Below are 16,448 nucleotides of genomic sequence, written 5' to 3'. Positions count from 1 at the left end.
TTGAGCTAACAGTATGAAAAAATCAGCTGAAAAATTAAAGAGTATTTTACCCAGTGGCGCTAAAGACCTTTCATTTTTTGAACAAGTTTTTGAAGTGGCTAAATTAATTCCGAAAGGAAGGGTAACTTCCTATGGCGCTATTGCCCATTTCTTAGGAACTAAAATGAGTGCCCGAATGGTGGGATGGGCTATGAATGCAGCGCATTCCAATCCTACTATTCCTGCTCATAGAGTTGTCAATAGAAAGGGCTTGCTTTCTGGTAAAATGCATTTTGCTACCCCCACCAAAATGGAAGAATTGTTGGCCAAAGAAAAAGTTAAAGTAGTGGATGATCAGGTGGTAGACTTTGAAAAAAAATTCTGGGACCCTGCTGTAGAATTATCTTGAAGTATATTTGCGCCCCATGAGCACAAAACCTGTTTTACATACTGTATTATCTCCTCGTTTATTAGACATTTATGATATTAGCAATAGCATAGTGGTAGTGATTGATGTATTCAGAGCAACTTCTACCATTGCAACTGCTTTGTATAATGGAGCTACTAGAGTAATACCTGTAGATACAGTAGATAAATGCATTCAGATTGGAAAAAATACTGGGGGAATTACTGCTGGTGAAAGAGATGGGAAAATTATTCCTGGGTTAGCCCATGGAAATTCACCCGCCGAGTATCCACGTGAATTTATTGAAGGAAAAACTTTAGTACTCACTACTACCAATGGTACTAAGTTATTGCATATGGCTTTGCAAAATGGTGCTGCGGAAGTGGTAACTGGGTCCTTCCCAAATTTATCTGCGCTTTGTAGTCATTTGATTGCACAAAAAAAGAATGTAATCCTCGGCTGTTCTGCATGGAAAGACAAATTTAATTTAGAAGATACTTTATTTGCTGGAGCTGTAATTGAAAGAGTAAAAGCGCATTTTACAATTCATTGCGATAGCAGTTTAATGGCAGCGAATATGTACCAGTTGCATAAGAACGATTTAAAAGGATTCATAAGGAATACTACTCATTGGCATCGATTGGCACAATATGGCTTAGAAAAAGACCTTGAATACTGTGTAACCCCTGATTTAGCAAATATTTTGCCTTTTTATAAGAATGGAGACCTAATTGTGAAGGATTCTGTTGAATAACAAACAAATAGTCCACATTTTACCATTAAATAATTCATTTTAGATTTGCTTTCCTTTACTTTTGCAAATTGGCCTTTTTTGGCTGATGTAAAGCAATGGCACTACCTTATTTAATTAAACATATATACAATTTTGGTACGGAAGAAGTAATCCGTAGAGGCAAAAAAATTCATGCATTGGGTAATGTTGAATTGATTGAGTATGATGACTTAATGGGTAATATTATTTTTAGGGTAAAAGACGATGGCTATAGTACTTTTTACAAAGTGCATATCAATCAGTTTAAAGACCCTAAAACCATTTCACTAAGATGTTCTTGTCCATATAATTTAGCAGAAGTGTGTAGACATAAAGCTGGGGCTTTATTTCACTTACAAGACATGCTAGATAAAAACTTACTGGGCGATAAAGAAACCATTTACGATCAAAAGCATACAACAGTGAAAATTAAACTGTTGGATCTTAAATTGATCCGAATGTTAACTTCTACTGAGTCTTTCGAAAAAGCAGAAGAATATTTAAGAACCAATAAAGCAACCATTCTAGAAGCAAAGAATGAAAGAGTAGTGGCCGAACTAGATTATGAGAATGAGCAACACAAAGTAGTTCTACAAAAAAACGAGGAAAGAAATTTTGACACCAGTTGTACTTGCAATAGCGAAACCGAACATCCTTTATGTGTTCACAAAGGCATCGTCTTTTTGCAGCTATTTAAAAATCATGGAGCCGCTTATTTTGATAGCATAAGAAATTGGGATAAAGAAAAGAATAAGCTTTTAGCGCTTTATGGCTATTCTTTGGATGATGATATAAAAGGTAAATTTGAATTTACTTATACCGATGGGAAACCCTTCCTGCGTGTATTAGACAGCAGTATAAAAAGAGTAACAGTAGTTGCTGGAGTAGAAGCAAAGCCAAAGCCTCTTGACATGCAACCTACTTTAGAAGTTGAAACAGAAACTGATCAAGCAGCTACTTTAAAAATTGGTTTAGTTATTACTTCATTCCCTACACAGTATCCAAATGTGCAAATTGAAGCTGTACAGGGTGAAGCCAATGATGAATTAACCAAATTCATTAGTAAAACAGTTAAGTTAGATCTTACTAAGTTTGTTAATACAGCTGTTTTTTCTGAAGACGATAAAATGGTTTTACAGCAATTGCGTAAACTAATGTCTGCGGAAGTAAATCGGTATTTAAATAGAAATTCTCCTTTTAGTGGAATTTGGGAAAATATTATTCAGCAACATTCCGACGAGTTGCCCGAAGAAACCAAGCACTTGATTAATGAATACCTTCATCCTAAATTAAAAAAGTTATTTACTGAATTTACCAGTTCTCCTTTTGTTTTTTACCTTCCATCAGGTAAGCGATTTGTGACAGAGAATTTACAGGAAGCGGTTTTGTCTGATCATTTTATTCAGCCTGAATTCAGTATCAATTATAATAACCAACAGTACGAAGTAACTTGTAATGTACAGTTGCCATCTGCTTTAATTTCAATAAGTAATAATGAATGTGAGTCGCCTATGTTTTTTCAACATGGGGCTCATTTTTATATCTGGAAAAAGCCAGAAGACATTTTATTAGTAGAACAATTTTTACCAACAGGTAAATTGATTATTGCAGAACAAGACTGGTCGCAACAATTAACCAGTTTTATTTTGCCTATTTCTAAAAATTATCCCGTTCATTTTGCCAATGTTAAAAAAGAAGAAGTAAAAGATGTTAAGCCAGAATTGAAAATTCTTTTGAAAGAGAAGGGGGAATACCTTCTTTTTCAACCAGTATTCAATTATAAAGGCTATGATGTACAGCATACCGATAAAGAAAAAATATTCTTCCCCATTGCAGATAGGTTATTGGTCATTCACAGAAATATGGCAGCTGAGCAGGAATTGCTTACCAGGATAGAATCACTTCATTCCGGGTTTGTTCGTCCTGTTGATTCTAATATTCTTGCGTTAAAAGGGAAAGATGTTTTGAGGAACAATTGGTTCTTCTTATTTATTGATGCAGTAAAAGAAATGAATATTCCTGTTTTTGGATTTGAAGCTTTAAAGAATTTCAGATTTAATACAGCAAAACCATCTACTAAAATATTCATCAGCAGCAATACCGATTGGTTTGATGCAAAAATTGAAATTCAATTTGGGGAACAAAAAGTAACCATTGACGATGTTAAAAAAGCATTGGCCAACAAACAGCAATTTGTTCAATTAACAGATGGTACATTGGGTATTCTACCTGAAGAATGGGTGAAGAAATATTCATTGCTATTTAGGGTAGGTGAAGGAAAAGCTGGCAATATGAAGCTCAGCAAGTACCATTTTAGTGTAATTGAAGAATTGTATTTGCAAAGAGATGAGGAAGAGTTGTTTTTTCAGTTAGAAGAAAAATATGAACGTCTAAAAGACAATCACGAAATTAAGCCAGTTCCAGCACCTGCACATTTGCAGTCAATTCTTAGGCCTTATCAAGAAAGTGGATTTCAGTGGTTGAATTATTTGCGAGAAGTGCAATGGGGTGGAATTTTAGCCGACGATATGGGATTGGGTAAGACCATTCAAGCACTTTGTTTTTTGCACCATTTAAAAACCGAAAATGGCAGCTTAAAGGCTTTGGTAGTATGTCCTACTACATTGATGTTTAACTGGCAAAACGAAATTAAAAAATTTACACCCGATATTAGTTTTTATATACACCATGGTGGTGCCAGATTAAAGGATGGTATTAGTAATAAAGCTTTTGATGTAATTATTACCACTTATGGTACTTTAAGAAGTGATATCAAACAGTTTTTAGAAGTATCCTTTGATTATGTCATTTTAGACGAAAGTCAGGCAATTAAGAACCCAGGAAGTAAAGTAACTAAAGCGGCATCTTTACTTAAAGCAAAGAGTCGACTATGTTTAAGCGGAACACCTTTGCAGAACAATACGTTTGATATTTATGCACAAATGAATTTCTTAAACCCTGGTATGCTTGGTAGCATGGAATTCTTTAAGCAAGAATTTTCTATTCCTATTGATAAATTTGGTGAGAAGGAACAAAAAGATCATTTAAGAAAGTTGTTGTACCCTTTTATTCTTAGAAGAACAAAAGAACAAGTGGCTAAAGATCTTCCTGAAAAACAAGAAATGGTGCTTTTCTGTGAAATGGGTCAGGAGCAAAGAAAAATTTATGAAGCATATAGGAATGATTACCGCGATAAAATTTTAGGGGTAGTAGAAAATCAAGGAATTCAAAAATCACAACTAACCATCTTACAGGGTTTAATGAAGCTTCGTCAAATTTGTGATAGCCCTGCTATTGTAAAAGAAGAAGAACGTTATCCTAATGTTTCTGTAAAGCTGGAAGAACTGGGTAGAGAAATCACCGAAAATATCAGCAATCACAAAGCCTTAGTCTTTTCTCAGTTTTTGGGCATGCTTGCCTTAATTAAAGAAAAAATGAAGGAGTTAGGGGTAGATTATGAATATTTTGATGGAAGTAGTACTGTAGCCGAGAGAGAGCGTGCCATTCAACGTTTTCAAAACGACGACAATTGTAGGGTGTTTTTGATTTCATTAAAAGCAGGAGGAGTGGGTCTTAACCTTACTGCAGCTGATTATGTGTACATAGTTGATCCATGGTGGAATCCTGCTGTAGAGCAACAGGCTATAGATCGTACGCACCGAATTGGACAAACAAAAAATATATTCGCTTATCGGATGATTTGTACCGATACGGTAGAAGACAAAATTCTAAAGTTGCAAGAGCGAAAAAGAAATCTTGCTAGAGAAGTCATTACCGATGACGAAGGATTTGTTAAAACTTTAACAAAAGAAGACGTGGAGTACCTATTCAGTTAAGGGTTTCACCGATTTGATGAATGAAGTTCCCTGTTATCATGATAGCTTGCCATTAATATTAATCTTCAAGTGTATTTCTTGAATACATTTTAGTTTCGGTCTTTCAAAATATTGATTATGCGTTTACTTTTATTGGTACTGAGTATGTTCACTGGTATGGCTTTAATAGCACAAAATACTGCTACCCTAAAGGGTAAGTTGGTAGACAGTGTGGGTAAGCAGGCACTTAAAGATGCTTCTATTACTATTTTAGAAGCCAAAGATTCTACATTGGATGTATTTGGGTTAGCCAAAGCAGACGGAAGTTTTGTGGTAGAAAAAATTTCCTTTGGAGAAATGATTGTCATGATCAAGTTTCAAGGATATGAAGCTTATTCAAAGAAGATTAACTTTTCAAAAGCCAATGCATCGGTTGACCTGGGAACTATCTATTTAAGATTGGCTGCAAATGATTTAGGAGAAGTTACGGTAACTCAGTCACCAATTACTATAAAAAAAGATACGGTTCAATTTAATGCTTCTAGTTTTAAAACCAAGCCCAATGCTGTAATGGAAGACCTATTAAAGAAACTTCCAGGTGTTCAGGTAGAAGCTGATGGAACCGTTAAAGCTCAAGGAGAAAATGTTCAAAGAATATTAGTAGATGGAAAAAGGTTTTTTGGAGATGACCCCAAATTAGCAACTAAGAATTTACCTCCAGACATGATAGATAAAATTCAGGTTTTTGATGCGCTGAACGACCAAAGTGCATTTACTGGATTTGACGATGGTAACAGAATTAAAACCATCAATATCACCACCAAGAAAGATAAGCGCAAAGGTTATTTTGGAAGAGTGATTGCGGGTGGTGGATCTGATTCTGAAGAAGGCAGATACGACAACAGTGTTAACCTTAGTTATTTTAATGGGGATCGTCAACTTACTTTCACGGGTCAGGCCAATAACGTTAACAAACAAAATTTTGGGGCGCAAGATTTGTTTGGCGGAGGAGGTGGTGGTGGTAGAACCATTGTAGTTGCTGGTGGTGGCGGTAGAGGTGGTGCAGGTGGAGCTACCAATAATAGTGGCGGCATAATTAGAACTTTGGCTGCTGGTTTAAACTATAAAGATATTTGGGGTAAAAAAACAGAAGTATCTGGTAGTTATTTCTTTAACGATATGCAAACAACGCGTGAACAAAATAGCTATACCCAGAACCTGATTCCTGGAAATCCTGATTCATCTATTTTTAATTCTCAGCTAAATAATTCAATTACTAAAAATAAAAATCATAGAATCAATTTTAATATTGAACACCAATTTGACTCTTCTAATTCTTTAATAATTAGACCAAATATTAGTTTTCAGGAAACCGAATCTGCAACTGATGTAACTACTTTCTCTACCAGGGGAACAAGTAAAAATTTAAATAATTCTATTGCATCTACAGATAGAAGCAATAGTGGGTTCAATGCTAGTTTAGAAGCAACATTTAGGCATCGATTCAAAAAGAAAGGAAGAACTTATTCCATTGCATTTAATCCAGGCAAGAGTGTTAATGATGGCAATACTACCAACTATTCCATCAATAATTTTTTCAATACAACTACTCCCTATGCAGATACCATCAATCAAATTGGGGTAACCAATAGAGATAGTAAAACCATGAATGCTACTTTCTCTTATACAGAGCCCATAGGTAAAAATCAGATTATTGAATTTAATTACAACTATAATTCTAATGTAAATAATTCGGGCACAAAAACATTTGCTTTTAACAAAGCCAATGGCCAATATGATATTGTAGTTCCTAATTTAACCAACGTTTTTGAAAACACTTTTAACTCTAATAGAGTTACATTGAATTATCGTTTGCAAAACGCGAAGTATAATTTTAGTATTGGTTCGGGTGTTCAAGTAGGCGATTTGATTAGTAAAAATTTGAGTAAAGACAGTTCTATCACGCAGAACTTTGTCAATTTCTTCCCTACTATGAATTTTCGTTATGACTTTTCGAGAACTAAAAATTTGAGGATCTTTTATAACGGAAGAACCGGTCAGCCTACAGCACAGCAATTACAACCTGTTGTAGACAATTCTAATCCGCTAAATATTACCACTGGTAATCCTAATTTGAAGCAACAGTTTATTCATACTTTTAGAATCTTGTTTAGCTCATTTGATGTAGTTACTCAGAAAATTTTCTTTGCAACAATTAATGCCAATTTTACTGCAAATGATATTCAAAACTCTACCACTTATTTACCAAATGGAGCTCAGTTTACCAGACCCGTTAACTTGAGTGGCACTTATAATGTAAACGGGTTTTTAAATTATGGATTCCCTTTAAAGAAGCCTAAGAGTAATCTTAATTTTGGTCTTAATTTAAGTAGAAATCAGAGTCAAACTTTGGTAAACGATTTAAGCAATTACACCAGAAATACTACTGCAGGATTTAATGCTTCTTGGACTACTAATATAAAAGAGGGCTTCGATATGAACTTCTCTTCTAATTCTAGTTTAAGTTTTGCACGATACACACTGCAGCCTCAGCAAAATGGAGATTTTTTTACCCAAACCTTTGTAGCGGAACCAACTGTATATACCAAATCTGGTTGGGTGTTTTCAACTGATTTCAGGTACATAAAAAATACCGGAAGAGCAGAAGGCTTTAACACCAATATTCCATTGTGGAGTGCGAGTATTGCCAAGCAATTGTTCAAGAAAAAAGATGGTGAACTCAAGTTCTATGTATTTGACTTGCTCAATCAAAACCAGAGTTTAACCAGAAATGTTACTGGTAATACCATTCAAGACGTTTCTACGGTTGTTTTGAAAAGATACTTCATGATCAGCTTTACCTATAACCTAAGAAGTTTTGGTGCCCCTCAAGGTGGTATGCAACAAAGAGGACAAAATCAAATTTTTAGAGGTGCTCCAGGTCAAGGAATGCAAATGATGCGGAATTTTAGACAGTAAACGTTAACTAATCTGGAATTTTAGTTTTATTGCCATTTGTATTTCAAAGAATTGTAAATTTGCACTTCATTTGAAACAATGGTAGCAAGCATTACATCTAATTTATACGCTAACAACTGTTCGTATTTAACGGAGCAGTTGCTCATACCATTCATCGTATTACCGAGGCCGCGACGTGGTTTCTGATAGGACGAGCAACTGGCACTTGCCCCTATCAGTGAAAATTTCTCCGAAAAATTGGTTAGGGCTTTACGCTATCTTTTTACTCTTTATAATTATACAAATACGTTGGAACAGTCAATTATTGTTCGTGTAGCAACTGCTAGTGATATTCATTATGCAACTACCATTACCGATGAAATGGAAGCTTCTGCAAAAGCGCGAGGTACAGGTATTGCTAAGAGAAGTCCTGATTATGTTGCCAATAAAATGCGCGAAGGAAAGGCAGTTATTGCATTAGAGCCCAATGGAAATTGGGTCGGTTTCTGTTATATTGAGGTATGGGGGCATGAACAATTTGTTGCCAACAGTGGATTAATTGTTTCTCCTGCTTATAGAAAGAGTGGAGTAGCCAAACAAATTAAGCAGACCATTTTCAATTTGTCTCGAAAAAATTATCCTTCGGCCAAAATATTTGGATTAACCACTGGTTTGGCGGTGATGAAAATAAATAGTGAACTGGGTTACGAGCCAGTTACATACAGTGAGTTGACCGATGACGAAGAATTTTGGGCAGGATGTAAAAGCTGTGTGAATTATGATATTTTGATGAGTAAGGACCGGAAAAATTGCATGTGTACTGCAATGCTTTATGATCCGGCAGACCATTACGAACCAGCTGAAACCATTGCAGATTTTAAACAAAACTCAAAATTATACGAACGTTTTATGAAAGTGAAACAGAGTAAATTATTGAAGTGGTTCAGGAAAAAGACATCTAAAAATTATTTTGTTCAATTCTAAATGCAGCAATCATGCAATCGAAAAAACTGGTATTAGGTTTTAGTGGAGGATTAGACACCACTTATTGCGCCATTTATTTGTCTCAGGAAAAAGGCTTTGAAGTACATAGTGTTATCGTAAATACGGGCGGCTTTACAGAAGAAGAGTTGGTGCAAATTGAGAAACATGCTTATGCATTAGGTGTTAAAACGCATACCACCATTAACGCTGTAAAAAGTTATTATGATAGTATTGTAAAATACCTGATTTACGGGAACGTACTAAAGAATAACACTTATCCTCTAAGTGTAAGTGCCGAACGACTAAGTCAAGCAATGCATATTGCAGATCATGCTAAAAAAATGAATGCTGTGGCTGTTGCACATGGCAGCACAGGTGCAGGGAATGATCAGGTAAGGTTTGATATGATTTTTAATATCATGATTCCTGGTATTGAAATCATTACACCCATTAGAGATTTACAATTAAGTAGAGAAGCTGAAATTGAATACCTCAAAGAAAAAGGTGTTCAAATGAATTTTGATAAAGCAGCTTATTCAATCAATAAAGGACTTTGGGGAACCAGTGTAGGCGGGAAAGAAACCTTGTATTCAAAAGGGTTGTTGCCCGAAGCTGCATGGCCAACTCAAGTAACCAAAATGGATGAAGAAGAAATAAAGATTCACTTTGAAAAAGGTGCAATTACTTGGGTGAATAACCAACACTTTACGCACCCATCTCATGCTATACAATATATACAATCGTTGGCTGCACCTTATGGAGTTGGAAGAGATATTCATGTAGGAGACACCATTATTGGTATTAAGGGAAGAGTCGGTTTTGAAGCCGCTGCACCCATGGTGATTATTAAAGCCCACCATGCACTTGAAAAACATGTATTAACCAAGTGGCAGTTAAATTGGAAGGATCAGTTAGCGCAATTTTATGGGAACTGGCTACATGAGGGTCAAATGATGGACCCTGTAATGAGAAATATTGAAGCATTTTTAGAAGATACACAAGAGCATGTAACGGGTTCTGTATATGTTCAGTTGCTGCCTTACCGTTTCCAAATTATAGGCATTGAATCTGACTACGATTTAATGAGCAGTAAGTTTGGAAAATATGGAGAAATGAACAATGGTTGGACAGGTAATGATGTAAGAGGCTTCTCTAAAATTTTTGGTAACCAAACAGCTATTTATCACAATATTAAAAACACATCCAATGATTAAAGTTGGAATAGTGGGAGGTGCTGGGTATACTGGAGGAGAATTGATAAGACTATTATTAAACCATCCCGAAGCAAATATCCAGTTTATTCACAGCACAAGTAATGCAGGGCACCCTTTGTACAAGGTTCATGCAGATTTGCTGGGCGAAACTGATTTGCTTTTTACAGGTGTTTTAAGCAATGATATTGATGTGCTGTTTTTATGCATGGGTCACGGTGATGCAGCTGCATTTTTGAAAGAGAATGATATTGCATCAACTATTAAAATTATTGACCTTTCGCAAGATTTTAGATTAAATGGCAGCGCTGTATTGAATAATCGATCATTCGTTTATGGATTGCCCGAACTAAATAAGGATGAAATAGTAAAAGCTCAAAATATTGCCAATCCGGGATGTTTTGCTACTGCCATACAATTGGGTTTATTGCCGTTGGCTAAGGCAGGGGTTTTAGCAGATATTTATACTACAGGAATTACTGGCTCTACAGGTGCTGGCCAGGGTTTAAGTAACACATCTCATTTTAGTTGGAGGGCCAATAATATTGAAGCATATAAAACATTGGCGCACCAACATGTGAAAGAAATTACTCAATCTATTAATCAATTGCAAATAGATGATGCGCTCTCCATAAATGGAGAAGGAAGGGGATTGCATTTTGTTCCATGGAGAGGCGATTTTACTAGAGGAATTTATATCAGTTCTATTGTAGAAATAGGGTTGCCTTTTGAAGAAGTGAAGCGTTTATATCAATCATTTTATGCGGATGCAGCTTTTACTACTGTATCAGACAAAATGATTAATCTGAAGCAGGTAGTAAATACGAATAAGTGTTTAATTCACTTAGAAAAGCAAGGTAATAAACTGGTTGTTCATAGTGCCATAGATAATTTATTAAAAGGTGCAAGTGGTCAAGCTGTTCAGAATATGAATTTATTATTTGGATTAAATGAAAAGGCCGGATTAAAATTGAAAGCCAGTTATTTTTAGTTATGAAATTATTTGATGTATATCCGTTAAACAATATTACCATTAATAGGGCGCAGGGATCTTATGTGTGGGACAATAATGGTGTTCAATACCTTGATATGTATGGTGGACATGCAGTCATTAGTATTGGTCATACACACCCGCATTGGGTAAAACGTATTGAAACACAATTAGAAAAAATTGCTTTTTATTCCAATTCTATTATCATTCCATTGCAACAGGAATTGGCAGATAAGCTTGAATTAATCAGTGGCAAAACCAACTATCAGTTGTTTTTATGCAATAGTGGTGCGGAAGCCAATGAGAATGCGCTCAAGCTTGCCTCTTTTCATACTGGGAGAAAAAAAGTGATTGCTTTTACCAAATCATTTCATGGAAGAACATCTTTGGCTGTAGCTGCTACAGATAACCCGGCAATTGTTGCGCCAGTGAATGAAACAGATCATATTATTTTTCTACCTTTTAATGATGAAACGGCTTTAACGGAATGCTTTAAAGCGAATGGGTCAGAAATTGCTGCAGTTATTATTGAAGGCATACAAGGGGTAGGAGGAATTGTGCCAGCTACCATTCCTTTTTTGCAATTGATTAGAAGTTTGTGTGATCAGTATGGCTCGGTTTACATAGCGGATAGTGTGCAATGTGGTTATGGAAGAACGGGTCAATTTTTTGCGCATGATATTGCTGAAGTAAATGCCGATATCTATTCTATGGCAAAGGGCATGGGCAATGGTTTTCCTGTTGGCGGTATTTTAATTGCCCCGCATATTCAATCGAAACATGGAATGCTGGGTACTACTTTTGGGGGAAATCATTTGGCATGTGCTGCAGCATTGGCTGTTTTAGAAGTAATGGAGGAAGAGAATTTGATGAGTATGGCCAAACAAAGAGGTATGTATTTGATGAATCAATTAAAAGCCATTGAGACAATTGAAAACGTACGAGGTAGAGGGTTGATGATTGGGTTTGATGTTCCAGAGAAATTGAAGGGGTTAAAAAAACTATTGCTTGAACAGTACAATATTTTTACTGGTGAAGCAAAGCCCAATGTAATAAGATTATTGCCTTCATTAGCGCTTTCTAGAAAACATGCGGATGAGTTTTTAGATGCTTTAAAAGAAGCCATTCTTGAAATACAAACCAATGCTGAATAATTATGAATCACTTTATTTCTGCAACTGATGTTACTAGTATTCAGGATCTTGTTAATAAGGGCTTGCAATACAAATTGAATCCTTTTATTGATGAACATTTAGGCAAGGGTAAAAGGATTGGACTGCTTTTTTTAAACCCTAGTTTAAGAACCAGATTAAGTACGCAGGTTGCTGCTGCTAATTTAGGCATGGAAGCAATTGTGTTTAATGTAGACAAAGAAGGTTGGGCATTAGAATTTCAAGAAGGAGCTATAATGAATGGCACTTCAGTAGAACATATTAAAGATGCTGCACCAGTTTTAGGGCAGTATTTTGATGTATTGGCAATTAGGACATTTCCAGCACTTAAAAATAGAGAAGAAGATTACAGCGAAATGTTTATAAAACAGTTTATTCGTTTTGCAGGGGTTCCAGTAGTTAGTTTAGAGAGTGCAACCTTGCATCCCTTACAATCTTTAACAGATATTATTACAATTCAAGAATCTTTACAACATACTAAAGCAGCTAGGCCTAAAGTGGTATTAACCTGGGCGCCGCATATTAAACCGTTGCCACAATGTGTTGCCAATAGTTTTGCGCAATGGGTAAATGCTTGGGGGAATGCAAATTTTGTAATCACTCACCCTAAGGGCTATGAATTAGCGGAACAATTTACCAATGGGGCTAGCATTGTTCATGATCAAGATGAGGCATTAAAAGATGCTGATTTTGTTTATGTTAAAAACTGGAGCAGCTACGAACAATATGGTCAGCTTTTAAGTTCAGATACGAATTGGATGTTGACCAATCAAAAATTGGCTTTAACCAATCAGGCGAAAATAATGCACTGCTTGCCTGTTAGAAGAAATATTGAATTAAGTGATGAAATATTAGATGGTCCAAATAGTTTGGTTACCCAACAAGCAGGTAATCGTGTTTGGGCTGCCCAAGCTGTACTTGCCGAAATATTGAATACCCTAAATCAATAACATGAATCAGCTGATCATAGTTAAAATAGGCGGTAATATTGTTGATGATGATCATGCACTCCAGCATTTCCTGAAAAGCTTTGCGGCCATTAATCAAGCAAAAATTTTGGTGCATGGTGGCGGCAAATTAGCAACAAGAATGGCGGAGACCATGGGTGTTCAGCAACAAATGATTGAAGGAAGAAGAATTACCGACGCAGAAACCTTGAAAATAGTAACCATGGTTTATGCTGGATACATCAATAAGAATATAGTAGCTCAATTACAACAATACGGTGCTAATGCAATTGGATTAACAGGAGCCGATGCCAATGCCATTTTAGCGCATAAGAGAAAAGGTAAAACGCCAGACGCCATTGATTATGGTTTTGTAGGAGATATTGATCAGGTAAATGCTGTTTTTTTTAATGGACTAATTCAACAATCATTGGTTCCAGTAGTATCACCAATTACACACGATGGCAATGGTCAATTACTCAATACCAATGCCGATACGATTGCGCAGTCAATTGCAACAGCAATGAGTGCTTTTTATGAAACGGTGCTTATTTATTCTTTTGAGAAAAAAGGAGTACTGTTAAACATTAAAAATCCCGATTCGGTTATTCCTTTGATTGATGCAGCATATTATAACACACTTAAGACCAATCAACAGATTTTTGCAGGAATGATTCCTAAATTAGATAATGCGTTCACTGCTATTGAACAAGGTGTTGCTAAAGTAATCATTGGAAATGCAGATGAATTAGCAGAATTAATTAATGGTAAAGCTGGAACAACCATTCAACATGGATGAGATAAAAGTACTGTACACCCAAGCAGTTGAATTGTTAAAACAATTGATTGCTATCCCTTCTTTTAGCAAAGAAGAAGAGGGTACGGCAACTTGTATTGCCAGCTTTTTAAATAAAAAGCAAATCCCTTTTCAGCAACAAGGAAATAATATTTGGGCGAGTAATTTATATTTTGATATTAACAAGCCTACTATTCTATTGAATTCACACCACGATACCGTTAAACCTAATTCGGGTTATCATTTAAATCCATTTGATCCAATTGTAATAGAAGATAAATTATTTGGTTTAGGAAGTAATGATGCAGGAGGATGTTTGGTTTCCTTGCTTGCTTGCTTTGTATATTACTATCATAAAACTGATTTGGCATATAATCTAATTATTGCTGCAACTGCTGAAGAAGAAATATCAGGAAAAAATGGTGTGGAGGCTTTGATCCCCCAATTACCCCCAATCAATTTTGCAATTGTTGGCGAACCTACATTGTTAAACTTAGCCATTGCCGAAAGAGGGTTAATGGTAGTGGATGCCAAAACCGTTGGTGTTGCAGGGCATGCAGCCAGAAACGAAGGGGATAATGCATTGTATAAGGCAGTAAAAGATATTGAATGGATTCTGCAACATCATTTTGAAAAAGTAAGTGATTTATTAGGGCCAGTTAAAATGACGGTTACGTCTTTTAGTACAGAGAATACGCAACACAATATGGTACCTGCTTCTGCTGAATATTTAATTGATATTCGGGTAAATGAACTGTATCAATTTGAAGAAGTTTTAGATACATTAAGAGCCAATTTAAACGCGCAAATTACTCCGCGTAGCACTCGTATAAAATCTACTTTAATCAATCCCAATCATCCAATAGTAAAAGCAGGTGAATCCTTAGGAAGTATTTGTTATGGAAGTCCTACCACAAGCGATAAAGCTTTAATGCCTTTTCCTGCACTTAAAGTGGGTCCTGGAGACAGCGCAAGAAGTCATACTGCCGATGAGTTTATTTATTTATTGGAAATAGAAAAAGGAATTGAATTTTATATCAACTTATTAAATGGGGTATTATGAAACTTTGGAGTAAGAGCAATACCAGTACAACGGAAGCTGTAGAAAAATTTACCGTTGGAAAAGACAAAGACTTTGATACCTTACTGGCTCCCTATGATGTGTTGGGCTCCATTGCGCATGTTAAAATGCTCGCCAGTATTGGTTTATTAACCCATCAAGAAATGCTTGCATTGGTAAAAGAATTGCAAGTGATTTATCAGAAAGTTATTCAACCTGATTTTTCCATTCCAGAAGGAGTAGAAGATATTCATTCTTATGTTGAGTTATTACTTACTCAAAAGCTCGGCGATATGGGCAAAAAAATCCATAGTGCAAGGAGTAGAAATGACCAGGTTTTAGTAGATATAAAATTATACCTGCGAGCAGAGATTCAAACAATTGCAGAATCAACGAATGCTTTATTTGAATTGCTGCAACAAAAAAGTGAAGAATATAAAAACCATTTGTTGCCGGGATACACGCATTTGCAATTAGCCATGCCTTCTTCTTTTGGGCTTTGGTTTGGTGCCTATGCGGAAAGTTTATTGGACGACTTAACAATGCTTGAAGCTACTTATAGGGTGGTAAATAAAAATCCATTAGGTTCTGCTGCTGGGTATGGTTCTTCCTTCCCCATCAACCGAAAAATGACCACTGACTTACTCGGGTTTGATCAGCTAAATTACAATGTAGTGTATGCCCAAATGGGTAGAGGTAAAACAGAGAGAATTGTGGCTACTGCTTTAGCAAATATTGCAGACACATTAGCTAGAATGAGTATGGACGCTTGTTTGTACTTGAATCAAAATTTTGCTTATATCAGTTTTCCTGCAGAATTAACCACTGGTTCTAGCATCATGCCGCATAAAAAAAATCCGGACGTTTTTGAATTGACCAGGTCCTATTGTAATAGAATTAAAGCATTGCCCAATGAAATTAGTTTAATGACTGCTAACCTTCCTTCTGGATACCAGCGAGATTTGCAATTATTAAAAGAACATTTATTTCCTGCATTTACCGAGTTGAATAATTGTTTAGCAATGATGCAACTGATGTTTAGTAATGTTCAGGTTCGTTCTAATATTGCAGAAGACCCTAAATTCCAATACATGTTTAGTGTTGAAGAAGTAAATAAATTGGTTTTGCAAGGTGTCCCTTTTAGAGATGCTTATCAGCAGATAGGGAATGCCATAGAAAAAGGGGAGTTTAATTATTCAACTTCCGTAAATCACACACATGAAGGAAGTATGGGTAATTTATGCAATGCTGAAATTAAAATAATGATGGACCAATTGATGAACCGTTTTCAATTTAGCAAAGCAACAACAGCCTTTGAATTACTTTTATCTTAATTTGCACTACTTTATAAAATATC

At 35.8% G+C, this 16,448-nt stretch carries 12 protein-coding genes; all 12 read left to right on the top strand.

The window, feature by feature from the left end; all coding sequences use genetic code 11:
- The first annotated feature begins 13 nt into the window (after positions 1-13).
- The 12 genes from Q8S25_RS06565 (at position 14) to argH (ending at position 16,425) form a co-directional block, all read left to right on the top strand.
- Positions 14-388, top strand: a complete 375-nt coding sequence (locus tag Q8S25_RS06565; RefSeq protein WP_305536003.1) for an MGMT family protein — start codon at positions 14-16, stop codon at positions 386-388.
- 16 nt (positions 389-404) lie between these two features.
- On the top strand, positions 405-1,139 hold the full coding sequence (locus tag Q8S25_RS06560) for a 2-phosphosulfolactate phosphatase (protein ID WP_305536001.1): 735 nt from the start codon (positions 405-407) through the stop codon (positions 1,137-1,139).
- Positions 1,140-1,234: 95 nt separating this feature from the next.
- The gene (locus Q8S25_RS06555) at positions 1,235-4,993 is read left to right on the top strand and encodes a DEAD/DEAH box helicase (RefSeq protein ID WP_305535998.1); all 3,759 of its coding nucleotides are present in this window, start codon (positions 1,235-1,237) and stop codon (positions 4,991-4,993) included.
- A 117-nt stretch (positions 4,994-5,110) separates the two neighbouring features.
- Positions 5,111-7,951 carry an outer membrane beta-barrel protein gene (locus tag Q8S25_RS06550; protein WP_305535996.1) on the top strand — a complete coding sequence of 947 codons (2,841 nt, stop codon included), beginning with the start codon at positions 5,111-5,113 and terminating at the stop codon, positions 7,949-7,951.
- A 288-nt stretch (positions 7,952-8,239) separates the two neighbouring features.
- Positions 8,240-8,914, top strand: a complete 675-nt coding sequence (locus tag Q8S25_RS06545) for a GNAT family N-acetyltransferase (RefSeq protein ID WP_305535994.1) — start codon at positions 8,240-8,242, stop codon at positions 8,912-8,914.
- 11 nt (positions 8,915-8,925) lie between these two features.
- Positions 8,926-10,128 carry an argininosuccinate synthase gene (locus Q8S25_RS06540; protein ID WP_305535992.1) on the top strand — a complete coding sequence of 401 codons (1,203 nt, stop codon included), beginning with the start codon at positions 8,926-8,928 and terminating at the stop codon, positions 10,126-10,128.
- Positions 10,121-11,116, top strand: a complete 996-nt coding sequence (argC, locus tag Q8S25_RS06535) for an N-acetyl-gamma-glutamyl-phosphate reductase (protein WP_305535990.1) — start codon at positions 10,121-10,123, stop codon at positions 11,114-11,116. Before Q8S25_RS06540 ends, argC begins: the two co-directional genes overlap by 8 nt.
- A gap of 2 nt (positions 11,117-11,118) precedes the next feature.
- The gene (locus tag Q8S25_RS06530; RefSeq protein ID WP_305535988.1) at positions 11,119-12,270 is read left to right on the top strand and encodes an aspartate aminotransferase family protein; all 1,152 of its coding nucleotides are present in this window, start codon (positions 11,119-11,121) and stop codon (positions 12,268-12,270) included.
- A 2-nt stretch (positions 12,271-12,272) separates the two neighbouring features.
- Positions 12,273-13,238 carry an N-acetylornithine carbamoyltransferase gene (locus tag Q8S25_RS06525; protein WP_305535986.1) on the top strand — a complete coding sequence of 322 codons (966 nt, stop codon included), beginning with the start codon at positions 12,273-12,275 and terminating at the stop codon, positions 13,236-13,238.
- Position 13,239: 1 nt separating this feature from the next.
- Positions 13,240-14,034 (top strand): acetylglutamate kinase, encoded by a 795-nt coding sequence (gene argB / locus Q8S25_RS06520; RefSeq protein ID WP_305535984.1) that lies wholly within the window; start codon positions 13,240-13,242, stop codon positions 14,032-14,034.
- Entirely contained in the window at positions 14,027-15,094 is a 1,068-nt protein-coding gene (locus tag Q8S25_RS06515) for a M20 family metallo-hydrolase (RefSeq protein ID WP_305535982.1), read from the top strand. Before argB ends, Q8S25_RS06515 begins: the two co-directional genes overlap by 8 nt.
- The gene (gene argH, locus Q8S25_RS06510) at positions 15,091-16,425 is read left to right on the top strand and encodes an argininosuccinate lyase (RefSeq protein WP_305535980.1); all 1,335 of its coding nucleotides are present in this window, start codon (positions 15,091-15,093) and stop codon (positions 16,423-16,425) included. Before Q8S25_RS06515 ends, argH begins: the two co-directional genes overlap by 4 nt.
- Positions 16,426-16,448 lie beyond the last annotated feature (23 nt).

The organism is Sediminibacterium sp., assembly GCF_030695065.1.
Classification (GTDB): domain Bacteria; phylum Bacteroidota; class Bacteroidia; order Chitinophagales; family Chitinophagaceae; genus Sediminibacterium.
This window is presented reverse-complemented; position numbering and strand designations above follow the sequence as displayed.

What these genes read in the sequence shown, in the direction of transcription:
- Q8S25_RS06565 (WP_305536003.1), top strand. Translation starts at nt 14, where the DNA reads ATGAAAAAATCAGCTGAAAAATTAAAGAGTATTTTACCCAGTGGCGCT.
- Q8S25_RS06560 (WP_305536001.1), top strand. Translation starts at nt 405, where the DNA reads ATGAGCACAAAACCTGTTTTACATACTGTATTATCTCCTCGTTTATTA.
- Q8S25_RS06555 (WP_305535998.1), top strand. Translation starts at nt 1,235, where the DNA reads ATGGCACTACCTTATTTAATTAAACATATATACAATTTTGGTACGGAA.
- Q8S25_RS06550 (WP_305535996.1), top strand. Translation starts at nt 5,111, where the DNA reads ATGCGTTTACTTTTATTGGTACTGAGTATGTTCACTGGTATGGCTTTA.
- Q8S25_RS06540 (WP_305535992.1), top strand. Translation starts at nt 8,926, where the DNA reads ATGCAATCGAAAAAACTGGTATTAGGTTTTAGTGGAGGATTAGACACC.
- argC (WP_305535990.1), top strand. Translation starts at nt 10,121, where the DNA reads ATGATTAAAGTTGGAATAGTGGGAGGTGCTGGGTATACTGGAGGAGAA.
- Q8S25_RS06530 (WP_305535988.1), top strand. Translation starts at nt 11,119, where the DNA reads ATGAAATTATTTGATGTATATCCGTTAAACAATATTACCATTAATAGG.
- Q8S25_RS06525 (WP_305535986.1), top strand. Translation starts at nt 12,273, where the DNA reads ATGAATCACTTTATTTCTGCAACTGATGTTACTAGTATTCAGGATCTT.
- argB (WP_305535984.1), top strand. Translation starts at nt 13,240, where the DNA reads ATGAATCAGCTGATCATAGTTAAAATAGGCGGTAATATTGTTGATGAT.
- Q8S25_RS06515 (WP_305535982.1), top strand. Translation starts at nt 14,027, where the DNA reads ATGGATGAGATAAAAGTACTGTACACCCAAGCAGTTGAATTGTTAAAA.
- argH (WP_305535980.1), top strand. Translation starts at nt 15,091, where the DNA reads ATGAAACTTTGGAGTAAGAGCAATACCAGTACAACGGAAGCTGTAGAA.